Origin of the sequence: Halarchaeum rubridurum (genome assembly GCF_014647115.1) — an archaeon.
GTDB lineage: Archaea > Halobacteriota > Halobacteria > Halobacteriales > Halobacteriaceae > Halarchaeum > Halarchaeum rubridurum.
On record NZ_BMOO01000003.1, the window covers coordinates 151454 to 165572 of the forward strand.

Consider the following 14119-nt stretch of genomic DNA (forward strand, 5'->3'; position numbering starts at 1 on the left):
GGGCCGTCGCCCGAGGGGTGAGGCATGCAGACAGTCGTCCTCGCCGCGGGTCGCGGCACCCGGATGCGGCCGCTGACCGACCGCCGACTGAAGCCGATGCTCCCCGTCGCCGGCCGCCCGCTCGTCGCGCACACCGTCGAGGCGGCGGCCGACGCGGGCGCGTCGCGCGTCGTCCTCGTCATCCAGCCGGACGACGACACCGTGAGTGAGCATTTCGGGGACGAACACGCGGGCGTCGACCTCGACTACGCCGTCCAGACCGAACAGCGCGGCACCGCGGACGCCGTGCGCGCGGCCGCGCCCCACCTCGACGACGCGCCGTTCGTCGTGCTGAACGGCGACGCGCTCTACGACCACGACTCGCTGGCGGCACTCTACGAGCGCGCACCCGCCGTCGGCGCGTTCCGGGTCGACGACCCGACGCAGTACGGCGTCCTCCTCACCGACGAGGCGGGCGAGCGCGTCACGGGCGTCGTCGAGAAGCCCGCGGACCCGCCCTCCGACCTCGTGAACACGGGCGCGTACGCCCTGCCCGCCGAGGCGAAGGCGTGGCTCGACGTCGGCGAGTCCGAGCGCGGCGAACTGGAGTTCACGGACGTCCTCGCGCGGGCCTGCGAGACCCACGAGGTGCGCCCCGTCGCCTTCGAGCGCTGGCTCGACGTCGGCCGGCCGTGGGAGCTCCTCGAAGCGAACGAGTGGAAGCTCGGCGAGATGGCGGGCCGCGTGGACGGCGAGGTACACCCGGACGCCGAACTGACGGGCGACGTCGTCGTCGAGGCGGGCGCGACGGTGCGCTCGGGCGTCGTCGTCGAGGGGCCCGCGTACATTAAGGCGGGCGCGACGGTCGGGCCGAACGCGTACGTCCGCGGGGCGAGCTACGTCGGCCCCGACGCGAAGGTCGGCCACGCCGTCGAGGTCAAGAACAGCGTCATGATGGCGGACGCGCACGCCGGCCACCTCGCGTACGTCGGCGACAGCGTCCTCGGGCGCGGGACGAACCTCGGCGCGGGAACGAAGGTGGCGAACCTCCGGCACGACGGCGCGCCCGTGAAGACGCTCGTGAAGGGCGAGGTCGTCTCGACGGGCCGGCGGAAGTTCGGCGTGATACTCGGCGACGACGCGAAGACCGGTATCAACACGAGCCTGAACGCCGGCGTGAAACTCCCGACGGAGGGCGCGACCCGACCCGGCGAGGTCGTCATGTTCGACCCGGACAGCGAGCGAGCGCGCCGGGAACGCAACGGGGGCGGCGAGGGACGTGAGGGGGCGGGGAGCGACGGCAGCGACGACCGGCGATGAGCGACGAACAGAGGGGCGGAGAGCGGGCAGGACGCGGAGGACGCGGAGGACGAGGAAAGCGGGCAGGACGGGCGGGACGAGACGCGGGGCGAGAGCGACGCGACGCGGACGCCGCGACCGGCGCGCCCGCACCGCACCCGCGTGGTCGTCGCGTCGCCGGCGACGCCCTGCGCGCTCTCCGCACGCGCCTGGGCGCGTCCCCGGCCGTCGGGAACGCCGCGTGGCGACTCGGCGAGGTCCTCCACCACCGCGGCGTCGAGCGACGGCCCGGGAGCGTCGACCCCGACCGGTTCGCGGGCCTGTACGACGGCCCCGACGCCCCGACGTATCCGCGGGGCGCGCCCCCGGTGGACCCGCTCGATCCCGCGCCCGCGCCCGGCGTGGCGAACCCCGTGTTGACGGTCGCGGACGTGACGGACGTCCCGGGCGCGCACTGCGTCGCCGACCCCTTCCTCCTCCCCGACGGCGACACGTGGCACCTCTTCTTCGAGGTGTACGCCCACTACCGGCGGCCGACGGCCGTCATCGCGCACGCGACGAGCGCCGACGGGGCCGACTGGACGTACGACGGCGTCGTCCTCGAAACCGAACACCACCTCTCCTACCCCTACGTCTTCCGGTGGGGCGGCGAGCACTACGTGGTGCCCGACGCGTGGTCGAAGGACCCCGCGAACCCCGCGCCCGTCACGCTCTACCGGGCGCGCGACTTCCCGCGCGGGTGGGCGCCCGTCGCGGAGCTGTTCACCCCGCCCGGCGACCTCCACGACTGCACGCTCTTTCGCTGGGGGGACCGGTGGTGGGCGCTCTGCGGCGACGGCCGCGACCTCCACGCCTACCACGCCCCGTCGCTCGACGCCGAGGGGTGGACGCCCCACGCCGCGAACCCCGTTGTCGAGGGGCGGCCCGCGGGCGCGCGCCCCGGCGGCCGCCCCGTCGTCCGCGACGACCGAATCCTCGCCTTCTACCAGGACGGCACCGACCACTACGGCGGCCGGGTGCGCGCCTACGAGATCACCGAGCTCACCCCGGAGACGTACCGCGACCGCGAGGCGAGCGGGTCGCCCGTGCTCGCGGCGGACGGCGGTCGCTTCGGCTGGTTCTCCGGGTTCACCCACCAGTTCGACCCGTGGTACGACGGCGAGGGCTGGTGGTGCGCGGTGGACGGCAACCCGGGGTTCGGCTGGCGAGCAACCGGCGACCACCACTGGGCCATCGGGATGTTCCGGGCCCCGGCTTAGGCGACGCCGTCGCCCGCCGACCCGAGCACGCGGAGTCGCCCCTCGTTCGGGACGCCGAGCGAGACCGTCACGTCGTCGCGCGTCCCATAGTACCACGAGCGCGACCCGCTCGCGCCCGCGCCCGTGACGCGGACGACGTCCCCCGTGACGGTGCCGCGGGTGGGGCCCGGCGGCACGAGGTGTTTGTTTCCGAAGCCCCGCGCCAGCTCGTAGACGTGGGGGACCGTCCCGGCGTCGACGACGACGTCCCCGACGTGCGTGACGCCCGACCCGGCGAGGCGGACGAGCGCGTCCGGGGTCGTCGGCTGGCCCTCGGGCTCCCAGTGGGCGCGCCCGAGGCGGAGGCGGCCCGCCGTGCTCTCGACGAGCGCGCCCGCCGTCCCGCCGACCGTCACGTCCTCGAACGCGAGTTCGCCGCCGGCCTGTCGGAGTATCGTCGTCGCCGCGCCGCTCGCGCGGGCGTTCGGGTACGCGACGACCGTCCCGAAGTGGTTCGCGGGCCCGTAGTCCGAGCGCCAGTCGAGCAGCGCGCCGGCCGCGCCCGCGTCGCAGTCGTCCGCGCGGAGGAAGTCGTAGCGACACTGGAAGGGTCCGACGCCCTCGTCGACCCGGAGGACGCTGTTCCCCCACTGTCGGCAGTAGAGCCGGCCGACGTGGACGTCCGCGGGGTCGTTCGCGGGGTCGGCCGTCGCGTCGACGTAGTGGACGGCGACGCCCGTGTCCTTCCGGACGCCCGGCCCGCGGAGCTCGAAGCCGTCGAGCGCGACGCGCTGGACGGACTCGTCGCGGTCGAAGCGCACGCCGTCCGTGCCGGGCGAGCGGACGTGAACGACGGAGACGTTCATCCCGAAGCCGTAGAGGGCCGTGTTCGAGTGGGGGCGTATCGGGCCGGCCTCCGTGACCGTCGTCGGCGGGAGGTAGACGCGCCCGCCGCCGACCGAGCCGACCGCGTCGAGGGCGTCCTGCACCGGCGTGTCCGTCGTCTCGGGGTCGAACGCCCCGCTCCCGGTGCCGACGGCGAGCGCGACGACGTCGCCGTCGCGCAGCGACGCGAACGCCCCGCTGTCTATCGGCACGCCCTCAGCCACCGCCTCGCCCCCGTCGACGTCCGCGTCGCTCTCCGTCTCGCCGGCGTCGAACAGCGACACGCAGCCGGCGGTCGACCCGGCCATCGCGGCGGCGAGCGAGGCGCGGAGGACCGAGCGGCGTCGCGGCCCGTCGGCATCGGTTCGGTCGGGACACACTACCGTCTACGTCTCGGGCTGTCCCGATAACGCTTCGCCCCGGACGGCGCGCCGGAGGCGTTCGGCCGCTCCCGTGAGCTCCCAGCGGACGACCGCCTGTGGGTGCGAGCCGTCGACTCGCGGTATCAGGTGTGGGTCCGTCGGCCCCGCGAGGATGCCGTCGCCCGCCGTCGCGTAGTCGTGCGACTCGCGGACGACGTCGACGACGGCGGGTGAACAGTCGCCGTACGGGTAGCAAAAGCGCGTCACGTCACGGCCGACGCGGGCCTCCAGCTCGGCTCTCGCGTCGACGACCTCCGCGCGGACCGCGTCCGGGTCGAGACGGTCGAGGTGGGGATGCGTGCGCGTGTGGTTGCCGACGGTGACGAGGTCGTCCGCGGCGAGCGCCGCGACGTCCTCGGCGTCGAGGTACGGGACGCCGTTGTCGCTCCGGCCGCCGATCCGGTCCGCGATGACGAACACCGTCGCGGGCGCGTCGAACTCCCGGAGTATCGGGAGCGCGCGCGAGCGGAAATCCCGGTAGCCGTCGTCGAAGGTGAGCGCGACGCGCGGCGTCGAGCCGGCGTCGAGGGCGGCGGGGAGGTCGACGAACTCGTAGTGCGTGTCGAGCCACGCGAGCTGCGCGCGGAACGCCGCCTCGTCGAGGCGCCGCCCGCCCGCGTTCCCCTCTCGCCCCCCGACGGAGTGGTACATCAACACCGCGTTTTGCGTCGCCGGCGTCCCGACCTTCGCCCGCGCGTCCGCCTCCGCGCAGGCGCGCCACCCCGCGCGCTTCGCCGCCCCCAGTAGGTCCCCGAGCATACCCCCAGAGAGGAACCAGTGCGATTAATCGTTTTCTCCCCCCCCGGAAGGGTTAACCGCCGCGTGAGCGACGTAGACGTATGTCCGCGGACGCCGCACCCGACTACCGCGCGCTCGCGGTCGCCGCCGAGCACCCGAGCCACGTCCACCCGGTCCGGACGCCGTTCAACCACCGCTCGCTCGACGCGCTCCGCGAGGCCGGCGTCGACCTCGACGTCGTCTCCCCGTCCCCCATCGCGCCCCCCGTCGGCCCCTACTCCGAGTACCGACACGTCCCCCGGACCGAACGCTGGGGTCGGTACAGAGTGCACTACCCCCGCTATCTCTACGCGCTCCCGAAGTCGCGCTTCTACCACGTCTCCGGGAACTCGATGCGCCGACGGCTCGCCTCGTTCGTCCCCGAGACCTTCGAGACGCCCCACGACGTCGTCCACACCTGCGGCGTCTACCTCGACGGCTACGGCGCGCTCGACTACTGCCGCGAGCACGACGTCCCCCTCGTGGCGATGACGCACGCCGGCGACCTCCGCAACTACGACTCGTTCACCGACGACGTGCGGGCGAAGATACGCGAGACCATCGATTACGCGAGTCGGGTGCTCACCGTCTCGGACGAGCTCGCGGGCGTCGCGCGGCGCTTCGCACCCGCCGCGAAGGTCGAGACGGTCCCCATCGGCGAGGACCCGTCGAAGTTCCCGACCGACCGCCGCGCGGCGATTCGGCGCGAGCTCGGCCTCGCCCCCGAGACGAAGGTCCTCCTCTACGTCGGGCGCTTCGAGGCGGCGAAGGGCGTGCGCGAACTCGTCGCGGCGCTCCAGCAGGTGGAACGCGACGACGTCTACCTCGCGGCAATCGGGCACGACGGCGACCTCCGCTGGTGGTTCGTGAACGAACTCGGCGAGCTCCGCCACGGGACGCACGCCTTCTGGCGGCTGGACCCCGTCGCGGTGCGGCGCTGGCACGTCGCCGCGGACCTCCTCGTCCACCCGAGCCACACCGAGGCCCGCCCGACGGTGATGTACGAGGCGATGGCGGCGAAGACCCCGATACTCGGGACGACCGTGGGCGGCGTCCCCGAGATGGTCGACGACGGCGAGACGGGGGTCCTCGTCCCGCCGCGCGACGCGGACGCGCTCGCCGACGCCATCGACGCGCTCCTCGACTCCCCCGAGGGCCTGCGCGCGATGGGCGAACGCGGCCACGAGCGCCTCCTCGCCAACGACTGGACGTGGGAGCGCCACGCCGAGCGCCTCCGCGAGGTTCACCGCGCGGTGATCGAGGAATGAGTGACGACGCGGAGAGTGGAGGAGCGAACGACGGCGCGCGGGAGGACGCACCGAGCGCGCCGCGCGTCAGCGTCGTCGTCCCCGCGTACCGGCGCGCGGACGTCCTCCCGCGCGCCATCGACAGCGCGCTCGCGCAGACGGTGGGCGACCTCGAAGTGGTCGTCGTCGACGACGGCTCGCCCGACGACACCGAAGCGGTCGTCCGCGCGTACGACGACCCGCGCGTCCGATACGTCGCCCACGGGACGAATCGCGGCGTGAGCGCCGCGCGCAACACCGGCATCGAGCACGCCCGCGGGGCGTACGTCGCCTTCCTCGACTCCGACGACGAGTGGCTCCCCCGGAAGCTCGAACGCCAGCTCGCCGCGCTCGACGCGAAGGGCGCGGGTTGGGTCGGCGTCTACTGCGACTACGCGACCGTCGGGGGCGGCCTCGGCGCGCGCCTCGCCGCGCTCGTCTCCGAGCGCGTCTTCCACGCCGGCGCGCCCCGCGAGGGCGGACGCGAACTCGCCGAATCGCTCCTCACGATGCGGGTGTTCATGGGCCCCGGCTCGACGCTCCTCGTCGCGCGCGACGCCCTCGACGGCCTCGCCTTCGACGAAGGGCTCTCCATCTACGAGGACTGGGACCTCGTGTTGCGACTCCTCGCGCGCGGGAAGCTCGCGCACGTCGCCGAACCGCTCGCGGTCGTCCACGACACCGGCGACGCGCCCGCGGACGCCTACGCGCGCAACGACCGGCGCTACCTCGAACGCAACGCCGACCTCGTCGCCGACCTCCGCGATCGCGGCGTCGACGTCGCGCGCGTCCACCGGATGGGCCTCGTCGGCCACTACCTTCACGAGGGGCGCTTTCGAGACGCGCTCCGGTATCTCGACTCGGGGGTGCTCTCTCGCCCCGGCGACCTCCTGCGCCTCGCGTGGTGGAGTGTCGTGGGCGTGCGGGCGCTCGCGCGTCGTCCGGGTGACGAGTGAGGCGGGACCCTAGGCCGTTAACCGCGTCCGCGGCCGATATCCCCCCATGACGGTCACGACCGAGTTCCTCATCAGCTCCCCGTCACTCCCCCTCGTCAGCCTCGCGGAGTCGCTGTCGTCGGACCGCATCGAGTGCGTTCACGGCCTCTGTCTCGAACACGACTCCCGCGTCTTCGTCGTCTACCTCGATCCGGCCGACGACCTCACCGAGACGGCGTTGTGCGCGTACGACGAGATCGTCGAGGCGACGTCGCTCGGGCGCTCCAGCGGGAAGGACGTCTATCAGGTCACGGTCGAACTGGCGGACGTCGTCTCGGAGGCGTTCGCCCCGGAGCGATTCACGGCCGCGCAGATGGAGCCGACCATCGTCACGCCCGAGGGGTGGTACGAGAAGAAGCTCTTCGAGGACTACCACGCCTTCAACGGGCTCACGAACCGCTGTGAGGAGTACGGCATCGACATCGAGCTCATCTCCATCTCGCAGGACTCGTCCGCCCCCGGCGACTCCTCGACGTACGGCCTGACGGACCGGCAGTACGAGGCGCTGACGCTCGCCGTCTCCCGCGGGTACTTCGAGAGCCCGCGCCGGACCTCGACGGCGGAACTCGCCGAGGAGATGGGCATCTCCCAGCCCTCGATGTCGAGCCTCCTCCGGCGCGCCGAACGCCAACTCCTCACGGCGACGCTCGGCTCCCGGCCGCGACCCGAGTCGGCCTCGGAGTGAGCCGCGCCCGGTGTGCGGGCCGCCCGAGTAGTTAAACACCCTTTCCGTATAGCACAACCGCGAAGCCCGCGAGCGCCCTCCGTTCGAGCGATGACAGCAGACTTCGGCTCCGAGCTCGACGGACAGGTCGCAATCGTTACCGGCGCGTCCTCGGGGATCGGGAGCGCGACGGCGGCGTCGCTCGCGTCGCGGGGGGCGAGCGTCGTCCTCGCCGCCCGACGCGAGAGCGAACTCGAAGACGTCGCGGCGCGCATCGAGGACACCGACGGTGAGGCGCTCGTCGTCCCGACGGACGTCACCGAAGACGACGACATCGACGCGCTCGTCGAGGCGGCGCTGGACGAGTACGGTCGCATCGACGTCCTCGTGAACAACGCCGGTCTCATGCCGCTCGCGCACATCGGGGAGGCGGACCGCGAGACCCTCCAGACGACCATCGACGTGAACCTCCGCGGGCTCATCACGCTCACGCACGCCGTCGTCCCGACGATGCTCGAACAGGAGAGCGGCCACATCGTCAACCTCTCCTCCGTCGTCGGGCGCTTCCTCCAGGCGAACAGCTCGCACTACAACGCCGCGAAAGCCGGCGTCAAGATGTTCGGCGACTCCCTCCGCCTCGACGTCGCCGAGGAGGGCATCCACGTCGCCACCATCGAACCCGGCGCGGTCGACACCGAACTCCTCGATCACATCCCCGACGACGAGGTCCGGGAGAACGTCAAGGAGTACGTCGGGACGATGGACGCGCTCGCCCCCGAGGACATCGCGCGCACCATCGCGTTCGTCGTCACGCAACCCGAGCGCGTCGACATCAACGAGGTCCTGATCCGCCCGCTCGATCAGGTCCAGCCGTAGCGACGCCGCGAACGCGCCGCGCGACGCGGCACTTAAACGGGCTTTCTGGATAGCGCTAGCACCAAGGCGAAACGCGTCCACGTCGTCGACGTGGAGCTCACACGCGACCCCGAGCGACCGTCCGTCGACGGCCCGGCGGAGTACTTCACCGGCGACGTCCGCATCGACCCGCTGTTCGATCCGAGAGGCGACGCGCGCGCCGCCGCGGCGAGCGTGACGTTCGAACCCGGCGCGCGCACCGCGTGGCACACCCATCCGCTCGGTCAGCGCCTCGTCGTCACGAGCGGTTGCGGGCTCGTCCAGCGCGAGGGCGGCCCCGTCGAGGAGATTCGCGCCGGCGACGTCGTCTGGTTCCCGCCCGGCGAGAAGCATTGGCACGGCGCGAAGCCCGAGAAGTCGATGACGCACGTCGCCGTCCAGGAGGAGCAGGACGGCGACGCCGTCACGTGGCTCGAACACGTCGACGACGACGAGTACGGCGACGCGTAGCGTCCGGCGAGTCGCTTCCCCTTCTTCGCGCGGCCACGAACGCCTAAGTGCCGTCGCGTCGTCCCTCCGCCGACCAGCCGTGTCCGAGCACCCGCCCGTCTCCGTCGTGATCCCGTACAGCGAGCGCTACACGCCCGAGTGGATGCTGGCGGAGGCGAAAGCCTCGGTGGACGCGCAGGCCGTCGAGATCGAACTCGTCGTCGTCGAGGGCGACGACGGCCCCGCGGCGGCGCGCAACGAGGGCCTCGACCGGGCGACGCACCGCCACGTCGCGTTCCTCGACGCCGACGACACGTGGCGCGACGACAAGCTCGAACGCCAGCTCGACGCGATGCGCGAGGCGGACGTCGGTCTCTGCGTCGAGGGCGACCCCCGCACGATGGACGACTTCGTCTACGACGTCTTCGTCGGCGACCTCACCTCCCTCACGTCCTCGGTGCTCGTCGACACCGCGCGCGTCGACGCGCGCTTCGAGGCCGACCTCGAACGCGGCGAGGACCTCCTCTACGTCCTGGAGGCCGCGACGGCCGCGGGCGTCTGTCTCCGCCCCGACCTCTTCGCGCACCGCGACCACCCGACGAGCGTCACGGCGCGCGGGATGGCCGTCGAGGCGTACCTCGAACAGTCGAAGCGCTTCGCGTACCGGGTGGGCGAGCGCGTCCCCGAGGCCCAGCCCTACCTCTCCATCTACTACACGCAGCTCTACACGGACGTCGGGCGCTCGCACGCCGACGCGGGGGACGACGCGCGCGCCCGGGAGTACTACCTGCGGGCGCTCCGCATCAGCCTCCACCCGTACACGCTCGCGGCGCTCGCGCGGACGTACCTCCCGCTCTAGCTCGCTAGTCGGGCCGGCCGGCGGTCGGCGCGGTGCCGTTCCCGAAGAGCGCGTCGCCCGCGCGCGTCTCGACGACGCGGACGCCGTCGCCGCTGAAGACGACGTCGCGGGTGGCGAGGGCGTGCCGGTAGCACGTCTCGGAGACCGTGTACCACTCCAGTTGCGCGGAGACGGCCACGTCGCTCTCCGCGGTCGGGACGAAGTGGCGCGTCCAGGCGTCCCGGACGACGACGCGCTCCGCGGGCGTGGTGACGCCGCTCGGGGTGACGCGCACGGCCTCCACCCGCGGTCGCGGGCCGGGGACGGACGCGAGCGCGCGCCGCGTCACGACGTCCGAGGCCGCCCGCCCGTCCGTCTCGACGAGGTAGGCCGCGGCGTCGCCGACGGCGGCGTACTCGCTGTCGCTCATCGCCACCTGCGCGCCGCGCTGGTCGACGTAGACGGGAGGGCCGTCGAGGTCGTCGGCGCTCGCTCTGGTGAACGCGCCCGCGCTCCCGAACGCCGCGACGACGACGAGCGCGGCGACGAACGCGGCCCGGGAGCGCTCGCGGGTGCGGAGGAGGCGCGCGAGTCCGAGCCCGAAGGGGAGGACCGCGAGCAGGACGACGACGAACTGGAGGCGCTCGCCCTGCGGGAGCGTCACGGGGAGCGGGAGGAGGACGACGGCGAGGACGAACGCGGCGGCGAGGACGCTCGCGGCCCGCGCGTAGGACTCGGCGCGTTCGAGGAACTCGTAGCCGCCGAGGAGGAGGAACGCGACGGCGAGCGACGCGTAGACGCCGACCGGCGTCGCCAGCCACGCGAGCGCGCGCCCGACCGAGTCCGCGGGGAGCACCGCCCCGTAGCTGAGGACGACGGACGACGCCGCGCGCACCGTGTCGCCGAGGACCTGGGCGGCGATGGAGACGATGGCGTAGAGCATCAGGCTCGGCGAGTAGACGAGGTAGGCGAAGGTACAGCAGAGCCCGAGGACGACGGGGAACGTCCACCGGAGGCGCGCCCACCCGAACGGTCGCGTCGCCAGCGCGTCCCATCCGAGGCGGCCGGCGAGGACGCCGCGGAGGAACGCGACGCCCGCGACGGCGACGAGGACGCCGACGAGCAGGACGTACGTGAGGTGGTGCGCGAGGACGAGCGTCGGGACGAGGACGACCGCGTAGACGGCGTGTGCGCGCCGACGCGCGGCGTGCGCGGCGGCGCGGCGCGCGAGGACGGCGTAGAAGCCGACGGCGAGGAGCGCGAGCGCGAACGACTGCGGGAAGAAGTAGAGCGCGTCGTACGCCGGGAGGTCGAGGATCGTGAACGCCGCGGCGACGCAGAGCGCGGTCCGGCGGTCGCCGAGGAGGCGGACGCCGACGAGGTACGTCACGGGCACGAGCGCCGCGTACGTCAGGACCCCCGTGAGCACGATGGCGTCGTAGGGGGCGAAGCCGGTGACGAACGTGAGCGCGCCCGTGAACAGGTGGAAGACGGGGAAGAGGTCGTAGCCGTAGGGGAGGGCGGCGCTCCGGCCCGTGGCGAGCAGGCGGTGGAGCGCGTCGACGTGCGCGAAGACGTCCGTGCCGCCGAAGTAGAACCCCGTCGTGAGGTACTTCGCGGCGACGGGCACAACGAAGACGGTCGTGAGCGCGAGGAGCGTCGAGCCCGGGTCGGGGTCGCCCGCGAGCTGGTCGGCGACGAGCGCGTACGCGACGAGGAGGAAGGCGACGACGGGGACGAGCCGTGAGCCGAGGTGGACGGTGGCGACGAGGGCCGTGAGCCCGCAGAGGACGACGAACTTCGACGCGACCGAGGCGGGGAGGTACGACCGGGGCGAGTCGCCCGCGGCGGCTTCGTCCCCCGTCGCGGCGTAGGCGACGAGCGCGATGACGGCCCCCGCGAGCGCGTAGGTCGAGCGTATCGCCGTCGGCGGCCGCAGGACGTCGAGCGCGGCGAGGCCGGCGAGGAGGCCGCCGACGCCGCAGACCGCGAGGACGGCGAGCGCCAGCACGGCGCGGCGACGCGTCGGCATACCCGCACTCACCGCGGGCGAGCGCAAAACCCTGCCGGTGGTCGGTGGTCCCGACTGACGACGTCCGCGGGGGCGTCGGGAAACCGTTAGGGCCCGGGCCCGCGTCACCCGGGACATGGAGCGACGGAGCTACTTCGGGACGAGCGGGATTCGCGGGCGCGTCGGCGAGGACGTCACGGCCGCCCTCGCGTTGCACGTCGGGCGCGCGCTCGCGGCGGACGCGGCGTCGGTCGTCGTGGGCCGCGACCCGCGGCCGAGCGGGACGATGCTCGCGGACGCGCTCGCCGCCGGCCTCGCGGAGTGTGGCTGTGACGTCGTGGACGTCGGGCCGGCCGCGACGCCGACGGTCGCGCGCGCCGTCGCGTGGCACGACGCGGACGCCGGCGTCGCCGTCACGGCCTCGCACAACCCGCCCGCGTACAACGGGCTGAAGTGCTGGCAACCCTCGGGGCAGGCCTTCGACGGCGCGATGCAGGACGCGGTCGTCGAGCGCCTCGTCGCGGAGGACTACGACCTCGCCGCGTGGGACGGGACGGGCGCGCGCCGCGAGCGCCCGGACGCCCGCGAGCGCCACGTCGACGCCATCACCGACTCGGTGGCCGTCGACCCCGACGACGCCCCGTCGGTCGTCGTCGACCTCGGCAACGGCGCGGGCGGCGTGAGCGTCGACGCGCTCACCGCGCTCGGCTGCGACGTCGAGACGCTGAACGCCCAACCGGACGGGCGCTTCCCCGGCCGCCCGAGCGAGCCGACCGCGGCGAACTGCGCGTCGCTCTGCGACCTCGTCGCGGCGACGGACGCCGACCTCGGCCTCGCGCACGACGGCGACGCCGACCGGATGATGGCCGTCACGGCCGACGGCGACTTCGTCCCCGGCGACGCCCTCCTCGCGGTCTTCGCCACGGCGCTCGCCGACGCGGGCGACCGGGTCGCCGTCCCCGTCGACACCAGCATGCTCGTCGCGGACGCGCTCGCGGACGTCGGCGGGGACGTCGTCTACACCGAGGTCGGCGACGTCTACGTGGCCGAGCGCGCCGTCGCGGACGACGTCGCCTTCGGCGGCGAACCCAGCGGCGCGTGGATATTCCCCGACGACACCCTCTGCCCGGACGGCCCGCTCGCCGCCGCGAAACTCGTCGAACTCGTCGCCGAGGGGCCCGGCCTCGCAGAGCGCGTCGACGCCTTCCCCGCCTACCCCATCCGGCGGGCGAGCCGCGAGGTCGCGGACAAACTCGACGTGATGGAGCGCCTGCACGACACGGTGCGCGAGGCGTACGACGACGTCGACACGCTCGACGGCGTGCGCGTCGACCTCGGCGACGCGTGGTTCCTCCTCCGCCCGAGCGGCACCGAACCCATCGTCCGGGTCACCGCCGAGGCGCGCGACGACGCCCGCGCCGACGAGGTCTTCGCGGAAGCGCGCGACCTCCTCGACGCCGCGGTCTAGGCGAGGAGGTCGTCGAGGCCGTCCGCGAGCGCCGTCTCCGCCTCGAAATCGAGTTCCTCGCGAGCTTTCGAGACGTCCGCGACGCTCGCGCGGATGTCGCCCGCGCGCGCCTCGCCGTGGACGATTTCGGCACCGGGCGCGACGCGGTCGCGTATCAGCGCCGCGAGTTCGCGTATCTCGACCGCCCGCCCCGTCCCGACGTTGTACGCCGTCCCGGTTTCGTCCGTCGTCGCCGCGGCGAGGTTCGCGCGCACGACGTCGGCGACGTGGACGAAGTCGCGCGTCTGCGTCCCGTCGCCCTGCACGGTGAGCGGGCCGCCAGCGCGCGCCTGCTCGGCGAATTTCGTGATGACGCCGCTGTACGGCCCGCCGCGCTGGCCCGGCCCGTAGACGTTGAAGTAGCGCAGCGCGACCGTCTCCACCCCGTAGAGGTCGGCGTAGAGCCGGCAGTAGTGGTCGGCGGAGAGCTTCTCCAGTCCGTAGGGCGAACTCGGCTCCTTCGGTGCGCCCTCCGGTACGGGGACCGCCTTTGGCGCGCCGTATATCGCGGCGCTGGAGGCGAAGACGACCCGCGCGCCGACCTCGCGCGCCGCCTCGAGCACGCCGAGCGTCGCGTCGACGTTCACGGCGTGCGTTCCCTCGGGGTCGTCGACGGAGCGCTCGACGCTGACGATTGCGGCCTCGTGGAAGACGACGTCCACGCCGGCCATCGCCTCGCGGACCGCCGCGTCGTCGCGCACGTCGCCCTCGACCAGCGTCGCGGCGTCGGGGACGCGCTCTGGCGCGCCCGTCGAGCAGTCGTCGAGGACGTGGACCGTCGCGCCGCGCTCGCAGAGGGCGCGCGCGAGATGGCCGCCGACGAACCCCGCGCCGCCCGTCACGAGCGCCGTCGCCTCGGAGAGTCGAGTCATAC

13 protein-coding genes are annotated in these 14119 nt (G+C 73.5%); 9 read left to right on the top strand and 4 right to left on the bottom strand.

The features are described 5' to 3' along the window. Positions 1-24: 24 nt before the first annotated feature. Both glmU and IEX84_RS07025 read left to right on the top strand, forming a co-directional pair. A complete protein-coding gene (gene glmU, locus IEX84_RS07020; protein WP_188871282.1) occupies positions 25-1299 on the top strand; it encodes a bifunctional sugar-1-phosphate nucleotidylyltransferase/acetyltransferase in 1275 nt (424 codons plus the stop codon). Continuing rightward, positions 1296-2537 carry a glucosamine inositolphosphorylceramide transferase family protein gene (locus IEX84_RS07025; protein ID WP_188871284.1) on the top strand — a complete coding sequence of 414 codons (1242 nt, stop codon included), beginning with the start codon at positions 1296-1298 and terminating at the stop codon, positions 2535-2537. The genes glmU and IEX84_RS07025 overlap by 4 nt, the downstream gene beginning before the upstream one ends. Here the strand turns inward: IEX84_RS07025 and IEX84_RS07030 are convergent. Both IEX84_RS07030 and IEX84_RS07035 read right to left on the bottom strand, forming a co-directional pair. After that, complete coding sequence (locus IEX84_RS07030; protein ID WP_188871286.1) at positions 2534-3781, bottom strand: pectate lyase family protein; 1248 nt, start codon at positions 3779-3781, stop codon at positions 2534-2536. The genes IEX84_RS07025 and IEX84_RS07030 overlap by 4 nt on opposite strands. Before the next feature lie 6 nt (positions 3782-3787). Further along, on the bottom strand, positions 3788-4582 hold the full coding sequence (locus IEX84_RS07035) for a polysaccharide deacetylase family protein (RefSeq protein ID WP_188871288.1): 795 nt from the start codon (positions 4580-4582) through the stop codon (positions 3788-3790). Between the two features lie 80 nt (positions 4583-4662). Between IEX84_RS07035 and IEX84_RS07040 the strand changes: the two genes are divergently transcribed. The 6 genes from IEX84_RS07040 to IEX84_RS07065 all read left to right on the top strand — a co-directional run bounded on the left by IEX84_RS07040 (position 4663) and on the right by IEX84_RS07065 (position 9748). Beyond that, a complete protein-coding gene (locus IEX84_RS07040) occupies positions 4663-5868 on the top strand; it encodes a glycosyltransferase (protein WP_188871289.1) in 1206 nt (401 codons plus the stop codon). After that, positions 5865-6842, top strand: a complete 978-nt coding sequence (locus tag IEX84_RS07045) for a glycosyltransferase family 2 protein (protein ID WP_188871291.1) — start codon at positions 5865-5867, stop codon at positions 6840-6842. The genes IEX84_RS07040 and IEX84_RS07045 overlap by 4 nt, the downstream gene beginning before the upstream one ends. A gap of 46 nt (positions 6843-6888) precedes the next feature. Then, positions 6889-7566 carry a helix-turn-helix domain-containing protein gene (locus tag IEX84_RS07050; RefSeq protein ID WP_188871293.1) on the top strand — a complete coding sequence of 226 codons (678 nt, stop codon included), beginning with the start codon at positions 6889-6891 and terminating at the stop codon, positions 7564-7566. A gap of 90 nt (positions 7567-7656) precedes the next feature. Beyond that, the gene (locus IEX84_RS07055) at positions 7657-8421 is read left to right on the top strand and encodes an SDR family oxidoreductase (RefSeq protein WP_188871295.1); all 765 of its coding nucleotides are present in this window, start codon (positions 7657-7659) and stop codon (positions 8419-8421) included. A 90-nt stretch (positions 8422-8511) separates the two neighbouring features. Then, positions 8512-8910: a (R)-mandelonitrile lyase gene (locus tag IEX84_RS07060; protein ID WP_188871297.1), complete on the top strand. Its 399-nt coding sequence runs from the start codon at positions 8512-8514 to the stop codon at positions 8908-8910. Positions 8911-8989: 79 nt separating this feature from the next. Next, entirely contained in the window at positions 8990-9748 is a 759-nt protein-coding gene (locus tag IEX84_RS07065) for a glycosyltransferase family 2 protein (protein WP_229732331.1), read from the top strand. 4 nt (positions 9749-9752) lie between these two features. On the opposite strand, the gene IEX84_RS07070 is transcribed toward IEX84_RS07065, so the two are convergent. Beyond that, entirely contained in the window at positions 9753-11759 is a 2007-nt protein-coding gene (locus IEX84_RS07070; protein WP_188871299.1) for a hypothetical protein, read from the bottom strand. A gap of 115 nt (positions 11760-11874) precedes the next feature. On the opposite strand from IEX84_RS07070, the gene glmM reads away from it, so the two are divergent. Beyond that, a complete protein-coding gene (gene glmM, locus IEX84_RS07075; protein ID WP_188871301.1) occupies positions 11875-13206 on the top strand; it encodes a phosphoglucosamine mutase in 1332 nt (443 codons plus the stop codon). On the opposite strand, the gene IEX84_RS07080 is transcribed toward glmM, so the two are convergent. After that, positions 13203-14117 carry an NAD-dependent epimerase/dehydratase family protein gene (locus IEX84_RS07080; RefSeq protein WP_188871303.1) on the bottom strand — a complete coding sequence of 305 codons (915 nt, stop codon included), beginning with the start codon at positions 14115-14117 and terminating at the stop codon, positions 13203-13205. The genes glmM and IEX84_RS07080 overlap by 4 nt on opposite strands. Positions 14118-14119: the final 2 nt, after the last annotated feature.

Excerpts from the sequence above, each read along its gene's own strand:
- IEX84_RS07025 (WP_188871284.1), top strand. The coding sequence starts at position 1,296 with ATGAGCGACGAACAGAGGGGCGGAGAGCGGGCAGGACGCGGAGGACGC.
- glmM (WP_188871301.1), top strand. The coding sequence starts at position 11,875 with ATGGAGCGACGGAGCTACTTCGGGACGAGCGGGATTCGCGGGCGCGTC.
- IEX84_RS07040 (WP_188871289.1), top strand. The coding sequence starts at position 4,663 with ATGTCCGCGGACGCCGCACCCGACTACCGCGCGCTCGCGGTCGCCGCC.
- IEX84_RS07035 (WP_188871288.1), bottom strand. The coding sequence starts at position 4,582 with ATGCTCGGGGACCTACTGGGGGCGGCGAAGCGCGCGGGGTGGCGCGCC.
- IEX84_RS07045 (WP_188871291.1), top strand. The coding sequence starts at position 5,865 with ATGAGTGACGACGCGGAGAGTGGAGGAGCGAACGACGGCGCGCGGGAG.
- IEX84_RS07055 (WP_188871295.1), top strand. The coding sequence starts at position 7,657 with ATGACAGCAGACTTCGGCTCCGAGCTCGACGGACAGGTCGCAATCGTT.
- IEX84_RS07080 (WP_188871303.1), bottom strand. The coding sequence starts at position 14,117 with ATGACTCGACTCTCCGAGGCGACGGCGCTCGTGACGGGCGGCGCGGGG.
- glmU (WP_188871282.1), top strand. The coding sequence starts at position 25 with ATGCAGACAGTCGTCCTCGCCGCGGGTCGCGGCACCCGGATGCGGCCG.
- IEX84_RS07070 (WP_188871299.1), bottom strand. The coding sequence starts at position 11,759 with ATGCCGACGCGTCGCCGCGCCGTGCTGGCGCTCGCCGTCCTCGCGGTC.
- IEX84_RS07050 (WP_188871293.1), top strand. The coding sequence starts at position 6,889 with ATGACGGTCACGACCGAGTTCCTCATCAGCTCCCCGTCACTCCCCCTC.